Source organism: Aeromonas media (assembly GCF_020423125.1).
GTDB classification, from domain to species: Bacteria; Pseudomonadota; Gammaproteobacteria; order Enterobacterales; family Aeromonadaceae; genus Aeromonas; species Aeromonas media.
In genome coordinates, this window is the sequence record NZ_CP075564.1 from 1,198,070 (window position 1) to 1,213,600 (window position 15,531).

Here is a 15,531-nt window from a genome sequence, read left to right on the forward strand (position 1 = left end):
CCCTGATAGAAAGAAGGCCTCCATCTGGAGGCCTTTTTGTTGCGTCATTTACCGGGTCAGCGGGGATTACCCCTCTTTTTTCAGGAAGTTGCGATAGAGCATATAGAGGTGGGCCGAACTCCAGCTGAAGTTGCTGGCCCCCTGCATGGCGCCGGTTTCCGGGTTGTAGTTCTCGCGGATGGGGCCGCTGCCCGCCAGCCCCTCGGCATTGGCAAACAGCTTGTTGACCAGCATCTGGGCGTCGTCACGATAGCCGTAGTTCTCCAGCCCCTTCACCCCGAAGTAGAACTGATCCAGCCAGACCCGGCCACGCCAGTAGATGTCGGGGTCATAGGCCGGGTTGGTCAGGGCCGCCGTGCCGAGCGGCACCTTGGTGTTGAACTCCTGGCTGCTCAGCATCACCTCGCGCACCCGCGCCGCCTTCTCCTTGTCGGCCACCTCGGCCCAGAGCGGGCTCCAGCCTTCCGGGCCACGGCCACGGGCGGTCAGCAACTTGCCGACGCAGCCGTTGGCGTCCGCCACATCGCCCTGGGCAATCTGGCGATCGTAATAGAAGCCGGAGGCTTCATCGAACAGGCAACTGTTGATGTAGCCGGCCAGCTGGGTCGCGCCGTCGCGGTAGCGGATCCCTTCATCCGGCTTGCCGAGCAGATCTGCCATGTCCGCTAGGATGCGCTTCTCTTTCGCGAGGAAGGCGTTGAGCTCCACCGACTCCTGATCGATGGAGAAGCCGATGAGGCTGCCGTCATCCTCGTGGTTCTCGAAGAAGGCGACGTTCCAGTCCTGGCGCGCACGGGCCAGGTCCCCGCCATAGGCCTTGTCGGCGTAGCGCTTGAGCTGGTCCTGCTCGATAAAGCCGAAGCGGGCGGCGTTGTCCATGCCGGACTCCCAGCCGGCGCCGTGCTGGGCACCTATGTCCATCTCGGCGTAGCCGCCAACGCTCAGCACCTGCTGATAGAGCGCCATGCCGGCGCAGCCGTACCAGCCATCCCCCTCGGGGGTGCAGCTCGACAGATCGACTCCGTCCGGTACCGCGCCGCTGTACTGCACCTTGAAGGTGATATTGCCGAACTCGTCGTTGTGCTCGACGTGGCGGGTGGCGCCATATTCGATGATGCCGTTGCGGTTGTTGTCCCGCGCCCTGTACCACCAGTCGTGATAGGCCTGGATCTTCGGATACATCTCGGCGATGAAGGCCTTGTCCTGGGTGGCGCTGTAGATCTCCCAGATGGCCCAGGCTGAGAGGGGCGGCTTGGTGTCCCGCTCGTTCCAGTTGCCGCCGTCGCCACCGCGATCGGCGAGCTTGTTGTAGAAGACGGCGTCGATCACCATGCCGGCATCCTGCGGACGCACCGGATCATCCGGCTGAACCTGGTAGTCATACATGGCGCGCACGTTGTTCTTGGCCACCTCCGGGTTGAAGTGAGCCATGGCGTAGGCGTGCTTCCAGCTGTCCCAGGCCCAGACGCCGTCGAACCAGCGGGCCGTGTTGGAGGGGGTGACGCCGTCGTGGAGGATGGCGCCAGCCGGCGAGCGCCAGTTGCCGTTGAGGGTCTCCATCGCCTTGACCGCGATGCGGCGCTCCGATTCGGGGATCCCCTGGTTGGAGAGGCCGCGCTCGAGGTAGCCCTCCCAGCGGCGGATGGAGGCATCGAAGGCGTCGGCAGGCTTGGCCAGCAGGGCCTGGCGGCTCTGCTGGTAGCGGCTCGCCTCATCAGCAGAGTGGACATAGCTCTGCAGGGTGTAGATATCCTGCTGACCCTTGGCGGCCAGGGTGAGGCTGGCCTCGCTCACATAGCCGAGCCCCTTCTCGTCCAGGGTGGTGCGGCTTGGTAGGGTGCGGTCGATGCGATAGCTGGCGCTGCCGCTTTGCATGATGTTCCAGGTGCTGCGCAGTTCGCCGAACTGGAATTCGATCCCCTGCTCGCTCTGGCGGAGGGTGCGGGTCCAGTCGGGATACTGCTCGGCGACCGTTTTCCTGGCATCCCACTGCTGGAGCAGCTCCCCCTGCCAGTTGAGGGTCAGGGTGAGGGGGGCATCCTGATTGTTCACCAGACGGGTGCGGACAAGGGCGGTGCGGGCATCGCCGTAGCGCAGCTCCAGCTCCAGGGTGAAGGGCTCGAACTCGAAGCGCTGCACCAGAGCGCCGGGGATGGCGTAGATCTCATGCTTGCTGGCGCTGGTGAGGGGGTACTGACGGCCGCTCTCATCGCTCAGAGTCAGCTTGTCCAGCTCCCTTGCGAAGAAGAGGCTGTACTCTTCGGCGATCACCATGGGGCCGGTGAAGCCTCCCCACTCGGTGTCGCTTTTGGGCAGCAGGAAGCCGTGCCAGGCCCCGAGATCGAGCAGGGGGTTGTATTTGAGGTTGGAGTAGCTGTCAAAGTCACGGAACTGGAGCGGGGTACCGGTGCGATCGATCACGTTCCGGTACTGGTTCGCCAGGGTGGCGTCGGACGGGGTCGGTGCGCTTGAGTCATTGCCGTTACAGGCGGCCAGACCAAACAGGGCGACACCCAGGGCGACGGAAAGTAAATTTTTACGAAACATATCTCGCTCCAATGACGATTTTGTAGGTTAAGGAAGGTGCTTTTTTTGTGTTTATTTTAGTAAAAACGTTTTCAAAGCCATTTTAGGGGAAAGAAAGCGGAAAGGTTGGCGCTACGTCACAGTACGGGCGGGGAGCCGTGTGATCGGGATCACCGGGTTACATGAGGTTACACAGGAGTCGTTTTTAGTAACTATTTACTTGGCGTTGCGGGGCCGTTGAGGGGCAGGTGCGCAGATATTGGTGGGGGGTCAGACCGAACTCCTGCTTGAAGCGGGCGGCGAAGCGGCCGGGGGAGTCGTAACCGCAGGCGAGGGCGGCCTCCAGCGGGCCCAATCCCTGTTGCAGCAGGGTGAGGGCGTGGCTCATGCGCACCTGGGCCAGCAGCTGGCGAAAGCTGCGCCCCTCGGCGGCCAGCTTGCGCACCAGGGAGGCGCGACTCATGGAAAAGTGGGGGGCCAGGGTCTCCAGCCTGTGGTCGGCGCCGGGCTCCACCCCCAGGTAGCGGGCCAGCCGCTCCCCGAGCGTCATGGTGCTGGCGGGAAACAGCAGATCGAGGGCATGGGCGGCGCGCAGCTCGGCATAGAAGCCGTGCAGCAGCTGGGCCTGGGTGGCCTCGCTCAGCCTGCGGTCGGCCATGGAGCAGATCAGCTCGAAGCAGAACGCCAGTGCCGGGCTTACCTCAAGGCGCGGCTCCCGCTGCGGGGTAGCCGGGGCATCAGTCAGCCAGGTTGCGGGGGGCGGGGCCAGCAGGGTCAGGGCATGGGAGCTGAACCTGCCCTGCTCGGGCTGGTTGACGAAGGTGAGCTGGTGGCCTGCCGGGATCAGCAGCCAGCTCCCCTTGTCAAACGATAGGCGCCTGTCCTGCCACCACAGCTGCTTGTGCCCCTGCTGTACCCAGATGAGGGTCGGCGCATAGATGAGCACCCGGTGCAGGGGCTGCTGGCGGATCCCGAAATAGTGATTCAGTTGCAGCAGCGGCGTGCTCATCCGGCGGGCTCCTAGGGGGTGACGAAGGTGGCGGTCAGGGTGGCTTTGCCGAGCGCCATGGCATTGAGCATGTAGCCTACCATGGCGGGCGGGGTATCTGCCTTGACCTCGAGTTTGGCTTCGGGCAGTGCCCAAGCGGTGAACTGGTAGCGGTGCATGCCGTGACCGGCGGGCGGGCAGGGGCCGCCGTAGCCCTGGCTGCCGAAGTCGGTTCTGAGCTCAAGGCCCTGTTTGAGTTTGCCGGAGACGTTGCTGGCAAGTGAACTCTGGCTGGCGGGCAGGTTCACCACCAGCCAGTGCCACCAGCCGCTGCCACTGGGGGCATCGGGATCATAGGCGGTGATGGCGACGCTTTGGGTGCCGGCCGGCAGGTCCTGCCAGCTCAGCTGGGGGGAGCGGTTCTCCCCCTTGCAGCCGAAGCCGTTGAAGCTCAGTGCCTTGTCCATCAGCTGGCCTTCCTGGATGTCCGTGCTCTTCAGGGTCATGGCAGAGGCGGGCAGGGCCGCCACGCACAGCAGGGAGAGCAGGGCCGAACTCAGGGGTAATTTCATGGTGGTGCTCCTTCATGAATGAGGGGATCCCCATGGGAGGATCCTGATGACGGGATCAGTCTAGCGATGGGGGTCGAGCCAGGTTCAACCATACTGCTCAATGTTGGATTGAAGAGTGTCTATTTTGAGCCGAACTGCGCTTTGTCGGAAAAGGAGGTGGCTGGGAGTTGGGGATGCCGCGCTGGTCAGTGGTGCGCGGCCATAAAAAAACCGGCCTCCATGAGGCCGGTTTTGACATTGTGCTGACAGAAGAGCAGGCGGCTTAGCGCAGTATCATCTGCTCGCGGCCCGGGCCGACGGAGACCATGGGCACCGGCACACCCAGCAGGGCTTCGATGCGCAGCACGTAGTGCTGGGCAGCCTTGGGCAAGTCTTCGAACTTGCGGATGTGGGAGATGTCTTCGCTCCAGGCTTCCATGGACTCGTACACCGGCTTCAGACCGGCGGTTTGCGGCCAGATCGGGTTCTCGGTGTTGGCACCTTCGTAGGCCACGCAGATCTTCAGATCCGGCATGCCGGAGAGGCAGTCCAGCTTGGTCAGGGCGATTTCGTTGGCAGCCTGGATCTCCAGACCTTGCTTGGTGGCGACCGCATCGAAGTAACCGATGTCACGGGGACGGCCAGTGGTGGCGCCGAACTCGTTGGCGAACTTGCGGAACTCGTCCTGGTTCTCCATGGCGGTGATCAGGGTACCGGTACCGACCGAGGTGCTGAACGCCTTGGCCACGGCAATCACGCGCTCGGGGCGCAGGGCCGGCAGGCCGCCACCGATGCCGGCGTAGGCGCCGGAGACGTGGGAGGAGGTCACCCAGGGGTATTCACCGTAGATGAGGTCACGACCGGCGCCCAGCTGGGCTTCGAACAGCAGGGTGCCGTTCTTGGCCTGGATGGCCTTGAGCGGCTCGCTGACGTTGCAGACGGCGTCGATCCAGGGGGCGGACACTTCCAGCAGCCAGTCGGCCATCTCCTGGGCGGTCTGCTTGAATTCGAAGCTGGGGTAGAGCGCCTTGAGCTGCGGCAGTTTCCAGTCGAGGAAGAACTGGATGCGCTCGACCAGCACGTCCGGCTGTTTCAGCCAGCCCACCAGGATCGCCTTTTTCATGACCCGATCACCGTAAGCCGGGGCAATGCCCTGACGGGTGGAGCCATAGGCACCATCACCCAGACGGACTTCTTCCAGGGTGTCTTCCAGCGCGTGGATCGGCAGGCAGAAGGTGGCTCTGTCAGAGATGGCGAGTTTCGGAGTCACGCCGGCGGCCTTCACTTCGGCCAGTTCTTTGGTCAGCGGCTCCGGGCTGATGACCATGCCAGGGCCGAGCACGACCAGGCAATCCGGGTTGAAGACGCCGCTTGGCAGCTGGTGCAGCTTGAAGGTGCCAAGATCGTTGACCACGGTGTGGCCGGCGTTGTTGCCGCCCTGGAAACGGATGCTGGCGGCGGACTGGCCTGCCAGATAATCGACGATGCGGCCTTTGCCTTCATCACCCCAGTTAGCACCTACGACTACGATAGACGACATGACTCTTTCTCCTAAGACGTTAGGCGTCCATCCTAGGAGCCCTATGCGGATTAGAAAAATTAATTATCTTTATAATTCCGATAAGTAAGCCATATAATTATGGCCAATTTATCGGCAAAGCCCCGCCATGACGCGCTACCCCGCGCCAGTCGTGGGTGAGAGTTACCTCATGTTGGATATTCACTGGTTAAATACCTTTGTCACCCTGGCCCGTTTGCAGCACTTCGGCCAGACCGCCACCGAGCTGCACATGACCCAGCCCAACGTCAGCCTGCACCTCAAGAACCTGGAGCAGGCCACTCGGGTCAAGCTCATCGAGCGCAGCCCGTTTCGGTTGACTCAGGCTGGCGAGCGATTGCTGCAAAGCGCCGAGCGCGCCATCAACGAGCTGCAGCTCTGTCAGTCCGATCTCAACGCCCTCAGCCAGTTGAGCCAGGGGACGCTCGCCATCGCCGCCAGCGACATCATCTCGCGCCTGCTGCTGATCCAGCCGTTCCAGCGCTTCAAGCAGGCCTTTCCCGGCATCGATCTCACCCTGTTCAACACCACCTCGGATCAGGCGGCGGATCTGGTCAGGGCGGGCAAGGCGGATCTCGGCTTCGTGATGGCGCAAAAGCGCAGCGAGCCGCTCTACTACACCGAATTGCAGCAGGTGACCTGGTGCGCGCTGGGGCAAGGGCTTACCCGCTGGCAGGCCCGTGCCAAGGCCGGGGAGAGCGATCCCCTCGACGAACCCACCCTCATCCTGCTGGGGCACGACACCCGCACTCGGGCGCTGATCGACCCCTCCTTGCCCCTGCTCGGGCTGCCGACGTGTCGCATCATGGAGGTGGGCAGCGTGGATGCCCAGCTCGACTGGGCGGAGGCGGGGTTCGGGGTCGCCATAGTGCCGGATTTCTCGCTCCACCCGCGGCTCAAACTCACCGCCCCTGTTACCCGGCTCACCGACTTCCCCGGCACCAGCCTGGGGTATGTGGTGCGCCAGAACCAGGTGCTGTCGCGGGCCATCAAGCAGTTGCTGCACTGGGTGGAGGAGGAGATCCTGCGCCCGGACTCGTTACTGTCCCCCAAAGGGTGAACCCGGTGCCCTTCGCTGAACAGTCAGATGACAAGAGGCAACCCCAGGGTGGCCTCTTGCATTGTGCTCTCCCCGTCATTGGGCGGGGGCTGGCGTCTCGTGGGTGGCCGGCGAGGCGCCGCTTGGGCTGCCCGGTGCGGGTGTGGCGGTTGTCACTTGCTCGGTGCTCTTTGCCGCGGAAGGGGTGGCGATCCCGGCCGCATCCGGCTGGCTGCCCTGCGCTATATCAGCCTCCGTCGGCACCGGTAGCGTGGTCAGCGCCGGGGCTTGCCCGGTCGCCACCGCATCCGAGCTGGCCGGCAGGGTGGCGCCAGCAGGCTGCTCCGGTAGCACTTCAGCCCCTTCCAGCGGGGTGGCCGCGCTGGTGGGGGCGGACGGCGCCGTGGGGAGCGCCCCTGAGGTGGCTTCGGCCCCGGAGGGGGCTAGGGACTCGGGCAACAGGGTCGGCACGGCATCCAGCATACCGGGGTGCAGCGGGAGTATGTCCCCTGCCTGCATGGATTCGGGGGTAAGGGTGGTGAGCGCCGGGTGCAGGCGAGTGAACTGCTTGAGATGGCGGCTCAGCACGTCGCGCAGGGTGCGCACCTCGGCCTCGGGCAGGCTGGCCTTGGCCACCAGCTCGGCGGTCACGGCAAAGGTGGCGAGGGAGCTGGTCTGCCCCGGGTAGAGATTGGCGCCGATGCGGCTGCGTTGGTAGTAGGGGTATTGCTTGAGCAGCTTGTCTATCTGCTCCCCCTCGATGGGGATAAGGCGGGCCTGGCAGCGACCGGTCAGATCGCCGATCCCCTGATTGGGGTGGCCGGCAACCAGGAAGGCGGCATCCAGGGTACCGTTGCAGAGTCCCTCCAGCCGGTTGCCGGGGGATGCCACGGGAGGCAGTGTGAAGTCGGTTGGGCGCCAGCCCATGGCTTCGAGCAGTGCCTGGCTGGTGACCCTGTCTCCCGAGTTGGGGCTGCCCAGATCGACCCGCTTGCCTTCGATGTCCGCCAGAGTGGTGATGTTGCTGGTGGCACTGGCGAGCAGGGTCAGGGATTCATTATGGAGCCGCAGCAGGCTGCGCAGCTGATCGTTCGGGGCCTGACCCGCGAAGGGGCCGCTGCCGTGTGCCGCATGGAACAAGACATCCGACTGTACCAGCGCCAGCTGGATGTCGCCCTTGGCCAGTGCGGCCAGGTTGGCAATGGAGCCCGAGGTGCTCTGTACCGTGCAGTGCAACCCGTGGCTGGCACTGTCGTCGTTGAGCAGGCGGCAGATGGCGCCCCCCGTGGGGTAGTAAACGCCGTTGAGCGCCCCCGTGCCTATGGTGACATAGGCGGGGGCGGCAGACAGGGGCAGCGCCAGCACGGCCGCCAGCCAGGGCTGGGCAAGGTGTAACAGGCGTGACAGGGCGCGCAGGGGTCTTGGGTGCATAGGGAACCGGAACAATGGCTGAAAAAAGGGATGAACCAGGCTCATCCCGTCATGAGTCACATCTTATCTATATCAGATGTGAACCTGAATGGCTTTCGCCATTCCCGTCCATGGCTGGGGGAGGCTGACCGGCAGCCCCCTCCTTGCCGTCAGTGGCGTGCCTGGAGAATCACCTCCTCCATGCGGGCCAGCGTCTCCCTGAGCTTTGCCCGGTGGCTTGCCGGAGCGTGCGATCCTGGTCAGATGCCGCGCTGAAGAATGGCTTTCTCCATGCGCGACAAGGCTTCGGTGAGGCGAGCCCGGGTGCAGCCAAAGTTGAGGCGCACGCATTGGCCATCACCAAACTGGGCGCCCGGTGAGAGACCGACACCCGCCTGCTCGAAGAAGGCGACCGGGTCATCCAGCTCGAGGCCGCTTACATCGATCCAGGCGAGATAGGTCGCCTGATTCTTTGCCAGCTTGACGCCGGGCCAGCGGGCCACCGCCTGCTCGATCAGCGTCAGGTTGGCCCTCAGATAGTCGAGCTGCTCGCTGAGCCACTGTTCACCACCCTCGTAGGCGGCCTCGGCGGCCACGAAGCCCAGCAGGTTGACGTCGGCACTGATGCCGCGCATCGCCTGCTGCAGCTTGAGGCGCAGGCGGCTATTGGGCACTACCGCGAAGGAGCAGCACAGACCCGCGATGTTGAAGGTCTTGCTCGGCGCCATCATGACGGCGCTGCGTTCGGCGGCCGACGGGCTCAGGGCACCGTAGGGCAGGTGGCGGGCATCCTTGTCCAGCAGCAGATCGCAGTGGATCTCGTCCGAGCAGACCACCAGATTGTGGCGCTCGGCGATGGCGTCGATGGCGAGCAGCTCCTCGCGGGTGAAGACGGTGCCCCCCGGATTATGCGGGTTGCACAAGAGCAGCAGGTCGGCGGAGGGAGCCTGGCGCTCCAGCTCCTCCAGATCCAGCACCCAGCGCCCGGCTTCCTCAATCATAGGGACGGTCAGCAGGGGGCGATCGTTGAAGCCAGGCGCCTGCAGGAAGGGGTAATAGACCGGCTTGGGGGTAATGATGCCACGGCCGTGCTGGCTCCAGGCCTTGCAGGCGAGGTTCAGACCGGGCACCACCCCCGGCAGGAAGACCAGCCACTCCGGGGAGATAGTCCAGCCATAGCGCTGCTGCATGCGGGTGATGATGAGTTCGATCAGCCGGGGGGAGGGGCGGGAATAGCCGAAGATGCCGTGGGCCACCCGCGCCGTGAGCGCTTCGATGACGGCGGGGGGCGAGGCGAAGTCGGTGTCGGCCACCCACATGGGCAGCACATCCTGACCCTTGTACTTGTCCCACTTCAGGCTCATGGTGCCGCTGCGATCTATCTCCCGATCAAAATCAAACATGTGAAATCCTTGTACTGGCCAGAGGGTTTACCAATGTACGGACTTGGACGTGGCCTCGCAACCCTTGAGGTGGCTGTTGATAATCGCATAAAATAAACGCCGTCATACTGTACACCCGCCGGCTTCTGGCTCCCTTTTTCTCTTCCATATCAATGGTATCTCTATGAGTTTGCTGAGTGCTGCCCGCAAGAGGCCGGATCCCGTCTCTCTCTCTTTCCTCGCGGTGACCTTCATGACCGGGGTGGCGGTGGCACTTCAAGTGCCCACCTTGAGCCTGTTTCTGGCCGAAGAGGTGCAGGTGCGCCCCTTCCTGGTGGGGCTCTTCTATACCGTCAACGCGGTGATCGGCATCCTCATCAGCCAGTGGCTCGGCCATCGCTCCGACAACGGGGGGGATCGCAAGCAACTGATCCTGCGCTGCTGTGTCGCCGGCATAGTGCTCTCCCTGCTGTTTGCTTGGAACCGGCAATACTGGCTGCTGGTGAGCCTGGGGGTGGTGCTGGCGAGCCTGACCGCCACCGCCAGTCCCCAGCTGTTTGCCCTGGCGCGCGAATACGCCGACAGCCGCAACAAGCGGGCGGACATGTTCAGCTCGGTGCTGCGGGCCCAGTTTTCCCTGGCCTGGGTCATCGGGCCACCGGCGGCCTTCGCGCTTGCCATCGGTTACGGCTTCGAGGTGATGTATCTGGCCTCCGCCCTCGCCTATCTCATCTGTGCCTTCGTGGTCTGGCGCTGGTTGCCCTCCCTGCCGCTGCCGAGCACCCAGGGCGAAGGGGAGCGGGTCAGCAGCTGGCGAGATCCTTCGGTGCGGGCGCTCTTCATCGCCTCCACCCTGATGTGGACCTGCAACAGCATGTACCTCATCAACATGCCGCTCTACATCACCCGCGAGCTGGGACTGGAGGAGAAGCTGGCCGGGATCCTGATGGGGACGGCGGCGGCCCTGGAGATCCCCTTTATGCTGCTGGCGGGTTACTACACCCGGCGCTTTGGCAAGCGGCCCATGATGCTGCTGGCGGTGCTGGCCGGGGTCGGCTTCTACGCCGGGCTAGTGACCCTGTCGAGTCAGGGGGCCCTCATCGCACTGCAACTGCTCAACGCCATCTTCATCGGCATCGTCGCCGGCATCGGCATGTCCTATTTCCAGGATCTGATGCCGGGCCGGGCCGGGGTGGCGACCACCTTGTTTGCCAACAGCATCCGCACCGGCTCCATCATGGCGGGCGCCATCGCTGGGACTGTGGCGGAGATCTGGAGTTTTCACGGGGTCTTCATGGTGGCCACCGCCTTGGCGCTGGCCGCGCTGGCCGCCTGCTGGCGGGTGCCCAATGTGTGAGGTGCCCGGGGCGGGCGAGGGAGGGCCTGACGGGATGAGCAGGGGCCGGCCGCGTTGGCCGGCGCGGGGCTATTTGCCGCTGTCGGCCTGGTATTCGTTGCGCAGGCAGCGCAGCAGCAGCTCGGCTGCCGGCCCCAGGGCATCGGTCGACGGGGTGAGCAGGTAGGTGTAGAGGTAGCGCTCGCTGCCGCCAGCGAGATCGAGCCTCACCAGGGCGCCGCTGGCGAGCTCCTCCTGCACCAGGTGGCGTGGTACCCAGGCATAGCCGAGACCGAGGCTCACCATGCTGAGCACCTCGCGATAGTGGGTCGCCTTCCAGCCGGTGTCATCCGCATCGTTCCAGTCCACCGAGCGGTGGATGGGGGGGTGCAGGCTTATCTGGTTATGGCTGGCGAGCAGTTCGGCCGTGATGGGCTCCTCCTGCCCGGCGAGGGGATGTTCAGCCGCGCACAGCGGCAACAGGCAGACCTCGTCCAGGGGCAGACCGGTGCGATCGTGGGGCAGGTGCTCGGAGAGCATCAGATCCCCCACCTGGAGCGCATTGAAGTGGCAATGGATCCGCTCGTGCAGATTGATGCGGCAACCCCGGCTGCGGGGATGGAAGTGCGCCAACGCCCGATAGAGCCGCTCGCGCGGTTGCAGCACCGACACATAGAGGTTGATCTGCGGCTCCCACTGGCGCTCCAGGTTGTTGGCCAGGTTCTCCAGCTCTTCCACCTGCTGGCTGAGCTGGCGGGCCCGCTTGAGGAAGATCTCCCCCGCCGGCGTCAGCACCGCCTTGCGCCCCCTCACCTCCAGCAGGGCCAGCCCCAGGCTCTGTTGCAGCTTGGCGACCGCATGATTGAGGGAGGATTGGCTCTTGTTCAGCGCCTCTGCGGCCTGGGCGTAACCGCCACAGTCCACCACGGCCTGGAAGATCCGCCATTGCTCAAACGTGCTCTTGGGACGAAACATAGTGCAACCTGTCAGGGGCCGATGGGATTCAACAGGGCGCGACTGGCGCCCCCCTTCACTTTAACCCCATCTGGTTAGTGTGTTGATTTATTTGGGCTGGGCCACGAAGGTCTGGCCGGTCTTGCCACGGCTGTCCGGCCCCATCAGATAGAGATAGAGCGGCATCAGGTCGGCTGGGGTCTTCAGCAACTGGGGATCTTCCGCCGGGAAGGCGCTGGCCCGCATCCTGGTGCGGGTGCCGCCCGGGTTCAGGGTGTTGACCCGCACCCCGGTGTTCTCCAGCTCGTCCGCCAACACCTCCATCATGCCCTCGATGGCGAACTTGGAGATGGCATAGGTGCCCCAGTAGGCTCGTCCCTTGCGCCCCACGCTGGAGGAGGTGTAGACGATGGAGGCCTCGCCGTGCGCCTTGGCGGTCTGGCGAATGAGGGGCAGCAGCGCCTGGGTCAGCAGGAATTCCGACTTGACGTTGACCTGCATCACCTCGTCCCACTCCTTCTCCTGGATGTGCTCGAAGGGGGAGAGGGTGCCAAGCAGGCCGGCATTGAACAGCACGCCGTCGAGGCGGCCGAACTGCTGGGAGAAGGTCTCGGCCATGCCGCGGTAGTGGGCGGCGGTGGCCCCTTTCAAATCGACAGGGACTATGGCGGGCAGCGGGTGACCGGCCGCCTCTATCTGGTCATAGACCGCCTCGAGCTTGGCGCTGGTGCGACCGAGCAGTACCACGGTAGCACCGTGGGCGGCATAGGTGAGCGCCGCTTCGCGGCCGATACCGTCACCGGCACCCGTTACCAGAATGACCTTGTCCTTGAGCAGATCCCGAGGGGCCTGATAATCGAGCATGTGCACTCCTGTTAACAAATCCGTGGCGGATGGGCGCAATAGAGGAGGCAAGTGTACTGATCCGGCCCTGCCGTTGACCAGCATGAGACGGCAAAAATGTGAAGAAAACAGGGCGGTAGCCTGAATTGGCGCAAGATGGCCCTGGGCCAGGGCAGAGTTTTTGCGCGGCGCCGACAAACTCCTTACTATGTGAAAAAACCGAACATAGCGCGGAGCATCAAGTGGCATTTTTGACCGAATACGGCCTGTTCCTGGCCAAGACCCTCACCCTACTGCTGGCCATCGGCGCCGTCGTCCTGATGGTGGCGAGCAGCCGTCAGCCCAGGACCCGCAAGGGGGAGCTGGTGGTGACCGATCTCTCCAGCGAGCTGGAGCAGGGGCGTCATCAGTTGCAGACGGCCCTGGCCGGCAAGGCCGAGCGCAAGCAGATGGACAAGGCACGCAAGGCCGAAGAGAAGGCGCGCACCAAGGCGACCGATGAGCGCAGCCGGCTGTTTGTGCTCGATTTTCACGGTAGCATGGATGCGAGGGAAGTGGCCTCCCTGCGGGAAGAGGTGAGCGCCGTGATTGGGGTCGCCCGGCCCGGGGACGAGGTGCTGCTGCGCCTCGAGTCCGGCGGCGGCGTGGTGCACGGCTATGGCCTGGCGGCCTCCCAGCTGCAGCGCCTGCGTGACAAGGACATCACGCTGACGGTGGCCATCGACAAGGTGGCGGCGAGTGGTGGCTACATGATGGCCTGTGTGGCGGACAAGATACTGGCGGCGCCCTTTGCCATCGTCGGTTCCATCGGGGTGATAGCCCAGTTGCCGAACTTCAACAAACTTTTGAAAAAACACGATATCGAATTCGAGATGCACACAGCCGGCCAGTACAAGCGCACCATCACCATGTTCGGCGAGAACGACGATCTGGGGCGGGAGAAGTTTCGCGAGGAGCTGGGGGCCATCCACGAGCGCTTCAAGGGGTTCGTGGCCGAGCACAGACCCGACCTCGACATCGACAAGGTCACCACGGGGGAGCACTGGCTGGCGAGCCAGGCCAAGCAGCTCGGCCTGGTGGATGCACTCTGCACCAGCGATGACTACCTGCTGGCCCAGGCCAGCCACCACAAGGTGGTCGGCATCAGCTACCGCAAGCCCAAGAGCCTGACCCAGCGGCTGGGCCGCCAGGCCGCACTGGGGCTGGAGGGTGCCCTCGGTCGCCTGTGGCAGCAGAGTCCCTGGCGCTGAGGTACAGTTCAATAGGTTGAAACAAGAGAGCCGGGCATTGCCCGGCTCTCTTTTTTATTGCGTCGGCTCTGCAGGCCGATGGCGCGCCTCAGCGCTGGAAGGGGTAGACGGAGCCGAGTTTGAGGATCTGGGTCAGCTCGTCCAGGGCGGTGCGGGTCTCCAGCACCAGGGCCGGGTCGCGCAGATCGTCCAGTGCCAGGCTGTCGCGGTAGTGACGTTCGACCCAGTTGTCCAGACGGGCGAACTGGCCGTCGTTGATGAGGCAGGCCGGGTTGACCGCCGCGAGCTCGGCGTCGTTCATGGCGACCCGCAGTCGCAGGCAGGCGGGGCCTCCGCCGTTGCGCATGCTCTGCTTCACGTCCATGAAATGTACCCCCTTGATGGGGGTGCCCAGGGTCACCAGCTTGGCCAGATAGGCAGAGACCGCCGGATTGTCACGGCACTCGGTGGGGGCGATGATCGCCATCTCGCCGGAGGGCAGGGTCAGGATCTGGGTGTTGAACAGATAGGATTTCACCGCGTCCTGCACCGACACCTCATTGGTCGGCACTTCGATGAAGTGCAGTTCCCCTTCACCGAACTTGGTGCGGACCTCGGCCAGGGCCGCCTCGGTATGGAGGAAGGCCTGCTGGTGGAAGAAGAGCACATTCTGGTTGCCCACCGCGATCACGTCGTTGTGGAATACCCCCTGATCGATCACGTCCGGGTTCTGCTGGATGAAGACGGCGCTCTCTTCCCCGAGCCCGTGCAGACGGGCGATGGCCTGGCTGGCCTCCAGGGTCTGGCGGGCCGGGTAGCGCTTGGGGGCGGGCTGTGAGACGTCGAAGGCGCTGCGGCCATAGACGAACAGCTCGACCCCGGCCTCGCCGTAGGCGCGGCACAGGCGGGTGTGGTTGGCGGCCCCCTCGTCACCGAAGTGATCGTTCTCCGGCAGGTGCTGGTGGTGGCTGAAGTGGCGATCGTTGTTAAACACCGCGCGCAGGATGCGGCCGGTCACTTCGGGCTCCAGGGAGCGGTGGAACTTGTTGGTCAGGTTGGCGGGGGTGAAATGGATGCGGCCATCCTGGGTGTCGGCGCTTGGCGAGACGGTGGCGGCGTTGGCGGTCCACATGCTGGAGGCGGAGTAACAGGCGGCCAGCACGGCGGGGGCCTGTTTTGCGGCCTGGGCCAGGACGCTGGCATCGTTGCCGGTGAAGCCGAGGCGGCGCAGGGTGGCGAGATCCGGCCGTTCCTGTGGCGCCAGCACCCCTTGCGTCATGCCGAGCTCGGTCAGCGCCTTCATCTTGCGCAGCCCCTGCTTGGCGGCCTCCTTCGGATTGGACGCTTCCTTGGCGTTGCTTTGGGACGCCACGTTGCCATAGGAGAGACCGGCATAGTTGTGGGTGGGGCCGACCAGGCCGTCGAAGTTGACCTCGAAGTGCTTCATGACTACATCCTTTCGATTTTTATATGGGGAGCGGTTCCTTCCGCGCACAAAGCTGCGGCGTGCGGCCATTATAAAGAGATTTCATCCTTTGTAACAAGCTGATAACCAAGATGGTTTTTTATGTGACGGGGGTGGCTGGATATGTCATTTCCAATCTAAAAAAGGGGGGGATATAGCATAAAAACAAAAAAGCGGTTGCTTCCCGCGCGTCCCCTTCGCATTAATAAATAAAGAAGCAAGGTGGTTCGGGCTGCATGGCAAATTTGTT

General features: G+C 64.0%; 12 protein-coding genes. 3 read left to right on the plus strand and 9 right to left on the minus strand.

Translation table 11 applies throughout. The annotated features are described in order from the left end of the window. Positions 1–66 precede the first annotated feature (66 nt). The 4 genes from ygjK to KI797_RS05745 all read right to left on the minus strand — a co-directional run bounded on the left by ygjK (position 67) and on the right by KI797_RS05745 (position 5,605). Positions 67–2,547, minus strand: coding sequence for an alpha-glucosidase (gene ygjK / locus KI797_RS05730; protein ID WP_226171950.1), 2,481 nt, complete (start codon positions 2,545–2,547; stop codon positions 67–69). Positions 2,548–2,731: 184 nt separating this feature from the next. Beyond that, positions 2,732–3,535 (minus strand): helix-turn-helix transcriptional regulator, encoded by an 804-nt coding sequence (locus tag KI797_RS05735; RefSeq protein ID WP_226171952.1) that lies wholly within the window; start codon positions 3,533–3,535, stop codon positions 2,732–2,734. Positions 3,536–3,546: 11 nt separating this feature from the next. Further along, positions 3,547–4,086 carry a YbhB/YbcL family Raf kinase inhibitor-like protein gene (locus KI797_RS05740; protein WP_226171954.1) on the minus strand — a complete coding sequence of 180 codons (540 nt, stop codon included), beginning with the start codon at positions 4,084–4,086 and terminating at the stop codon, positions 3,547–3,549. Positions 4,087–4,348: 262 nt separating this feature from the next. Continuing rightward, positions 4,349–5,605 carry an adenylosuccinate synthetase gene (locus tag KI797_RS05745; RefSeq protein ID WP_218409413.1) on the minus strand — a complete coding sequence of 419 codons (1,257 nt, stop codon included), beginning with the start codon at positions 5,603–5,605 and terminating at the stop codon, positions 4,349–4,351. Positions 5,606–5,774: 169 nt separating this feature from the next. On the opposite strand from KI797_RS05745, the gene KI797_RS05750 reads away from it, so the two are divergent. After that, positions 5,775–6,683: a LysR family transcriptional regulator gene (locus KI797_RS05750; RefSeq protein ID WP_226171956.1), complete on the plus strand. Its 909-nt coding sequence runs from the start codon at positions 5,775–5,777 to the stop codon at positions 6,681–6,683. Between the two features lie 75 nt (positions 6,684–6,758). Here the strand turns inward: KI797_RS05750 and KI797_RS05755 are convergent, their stop codons facing one another. Both KI797_RS05755 and KI797_RS05760 read right to left on the minus strand, forming a co-directional pair. After that, positions 6,759–8,093, minus strand: coding sequence for a TAXI family TRAP transporter solute-binding subunit (locus KI797_RS05755; protein WP_226171958.1), 1,335 nt, complete (start codon positions 8,091–8,093; stop codon positions 6,759–6,761). A gap of 239 nt (positions 8,094–8,332) precedes the next feature. Next, a complete protein-coding gene (locus KI797_RS05760; RefSeq protein ID WP_226171960.1) occupies positions 8,333–9,475 on the minus strand; it encodes a MalY/PatB family protein in 1,143 nt (380 codons plus the stop codon). Between the two features lie 163 nt (positions 9,476–9,638). On the opposite strand from KI797_RS05760, the gene KI797_RS05765 reads away from it, so the two are divergent. Continuing rightward, positions 9,639–10,811: an MFS transporter gene (locus tag KI797_RS05765; protein ID WP_226171963.1), complete on the plus strand. Its 1,173-nt coding sequence runs from the start codon at positions 9,639–9,641 to the stop codon at positions 10,809–10,811. 69 nt (positions 10,812–10,880) lie between these two features. Here KI797_RS05765 and KI797_RS05770 read toward each other — a convergent pair whose 3' ends face one another. Both KI797_RS05770 and KI797_RS05775 read right to left on the minus strand, forming a co-directional pair. Next, positions 10,881–11,765, minus strand: a complete 885-nt coding sequence (locus KI797_RS05770) for a LysR family transcriptional regulator (protein ID WP_005331279.1) — start codon at positions 11,763–11,765, stop codon at positions 10,881–10,883. 87 nt (positions 11,766–11,852) lie between these two features. Next, entirely contained in the window at positions 11,853–12,608 is a 756-nt protein-coding gene (locus KI797_RS05775; RefSeq protein WP_042648450.1) for a YciK family oxidoreductase, read from the minus strand. A 221-nt stretch (positions 12,609–12,829) separates the two neighbouring features. On the opposite strand from KI797_RS05775, the gene sohB reads away from it, so the two are divergent. Continuing rightward, on the plus strand, positions 12,830–13,837 hold the full coding sequence (gene sohB / locus KI797_RS05780) for a protease SohB (RefSeq protein ID WP_226171967.1): 1,008 nt from the start codon (positions 12,830–12,832) through the stop codon (positions 13,835–13,837). 88 nt (positions 13,838–13,925) lie between these two features. On the opposite strand, the gene astB is transcribed toward sohB, so the two are convergent. Beyond that, the gene (gene astB, locus KI797_RS05785; RefSeq protein WP_226171969.1) at positions 13,926–15,263 is read right to left on the minus strand and encodes an N-succinylarginine dihydrolase; all 1,338 of its coding nucleotides are present in this window, start codon (positions 15,261–15,263) and stop codon (positions 13,926–13,928) included. Positions 15,264–15,531 lie beyond the last annotated feature (268 nt).

Bases quoted from the DNA above. Each gene is read 5' to 3' on its own strand.
- ygjK (WP_226171950.1), bottom strand. From the start codon at position 2,547: ATGTTTCGTAAAAATTTACTTTCCGTCGCCCTGGGTGTCGCCCTGTTT.
- KI797_RS05775 (WP_042648450.1), bottom strand. From the start codon at position 12,608: ATGCTCGATTATCAGGCCCCTCGGGATCTGCTCAAGGACAAGGTCATT.
- KI797_RS05765 (WP_226171963.1), top strand. From the start codon at position 9,639: ATGAGTTTGCTGAGTGCTGCCCGCAAGAGGCCGGATCCCGTCTCTCTC.
- astB (WP_226171969.1), bottom strand. From the start codon at position 15,263: ATGAAGCACTTCGAGGTCAACTTCGACGGCCTGGTCGGCCCCACCCAC.
- KI797_RS05770 (WP_005331279.1), bottom strand. From the start codon at position 11,765: ATGTTTCGTCCCAAGAGCACGTTTGAGCAATGGCGGATCTTCCAGGCC.
- KI797_RS05750 (WP_226171956.1), top strand. From the start codon at position 5,775: ATGTTGGATATTCACTGGTTAAATACCTTTGTCACCCTGGCCCGTTTG.
- KI797_RS05755 (WP_226171958.1), bottom strand. From the start codon at position 8,093: ATGCACCCAAGACCCCTGCGCGCCCTGTCACGCCTGTTACACCTTGCC.
- KI797_RS05760 (WP_226171960.1), bottom strand. From the start codon at position 9,475: ATGTTTGATTTTGATCGGGAGATAGATCGCAGCGGCACCATGAGCCTG.
- KI797_RS05740 (WP_226171954.1), bottom strand. From the start codon at position 4,086: ATGAAATTACCCCTGAGTTCGGCCCTGCTCTCCCTGCTGTGCGTGGCG.
- KI797_RS05735 (WP_226171952.1), bottom strand. From the start codon at position 3,535: ATGAGCACGCCGCTGCTGCAACTGAATCACTATTTCGGGATCCGCCAG.
- KI797_RS05745 (WP_218409413.1), bottom strand. From the start codon at position 5,605: ATGTCGTCTATCGTAGTCGTAGGTGCTAACTGGGGTGATGAAGGCAAA.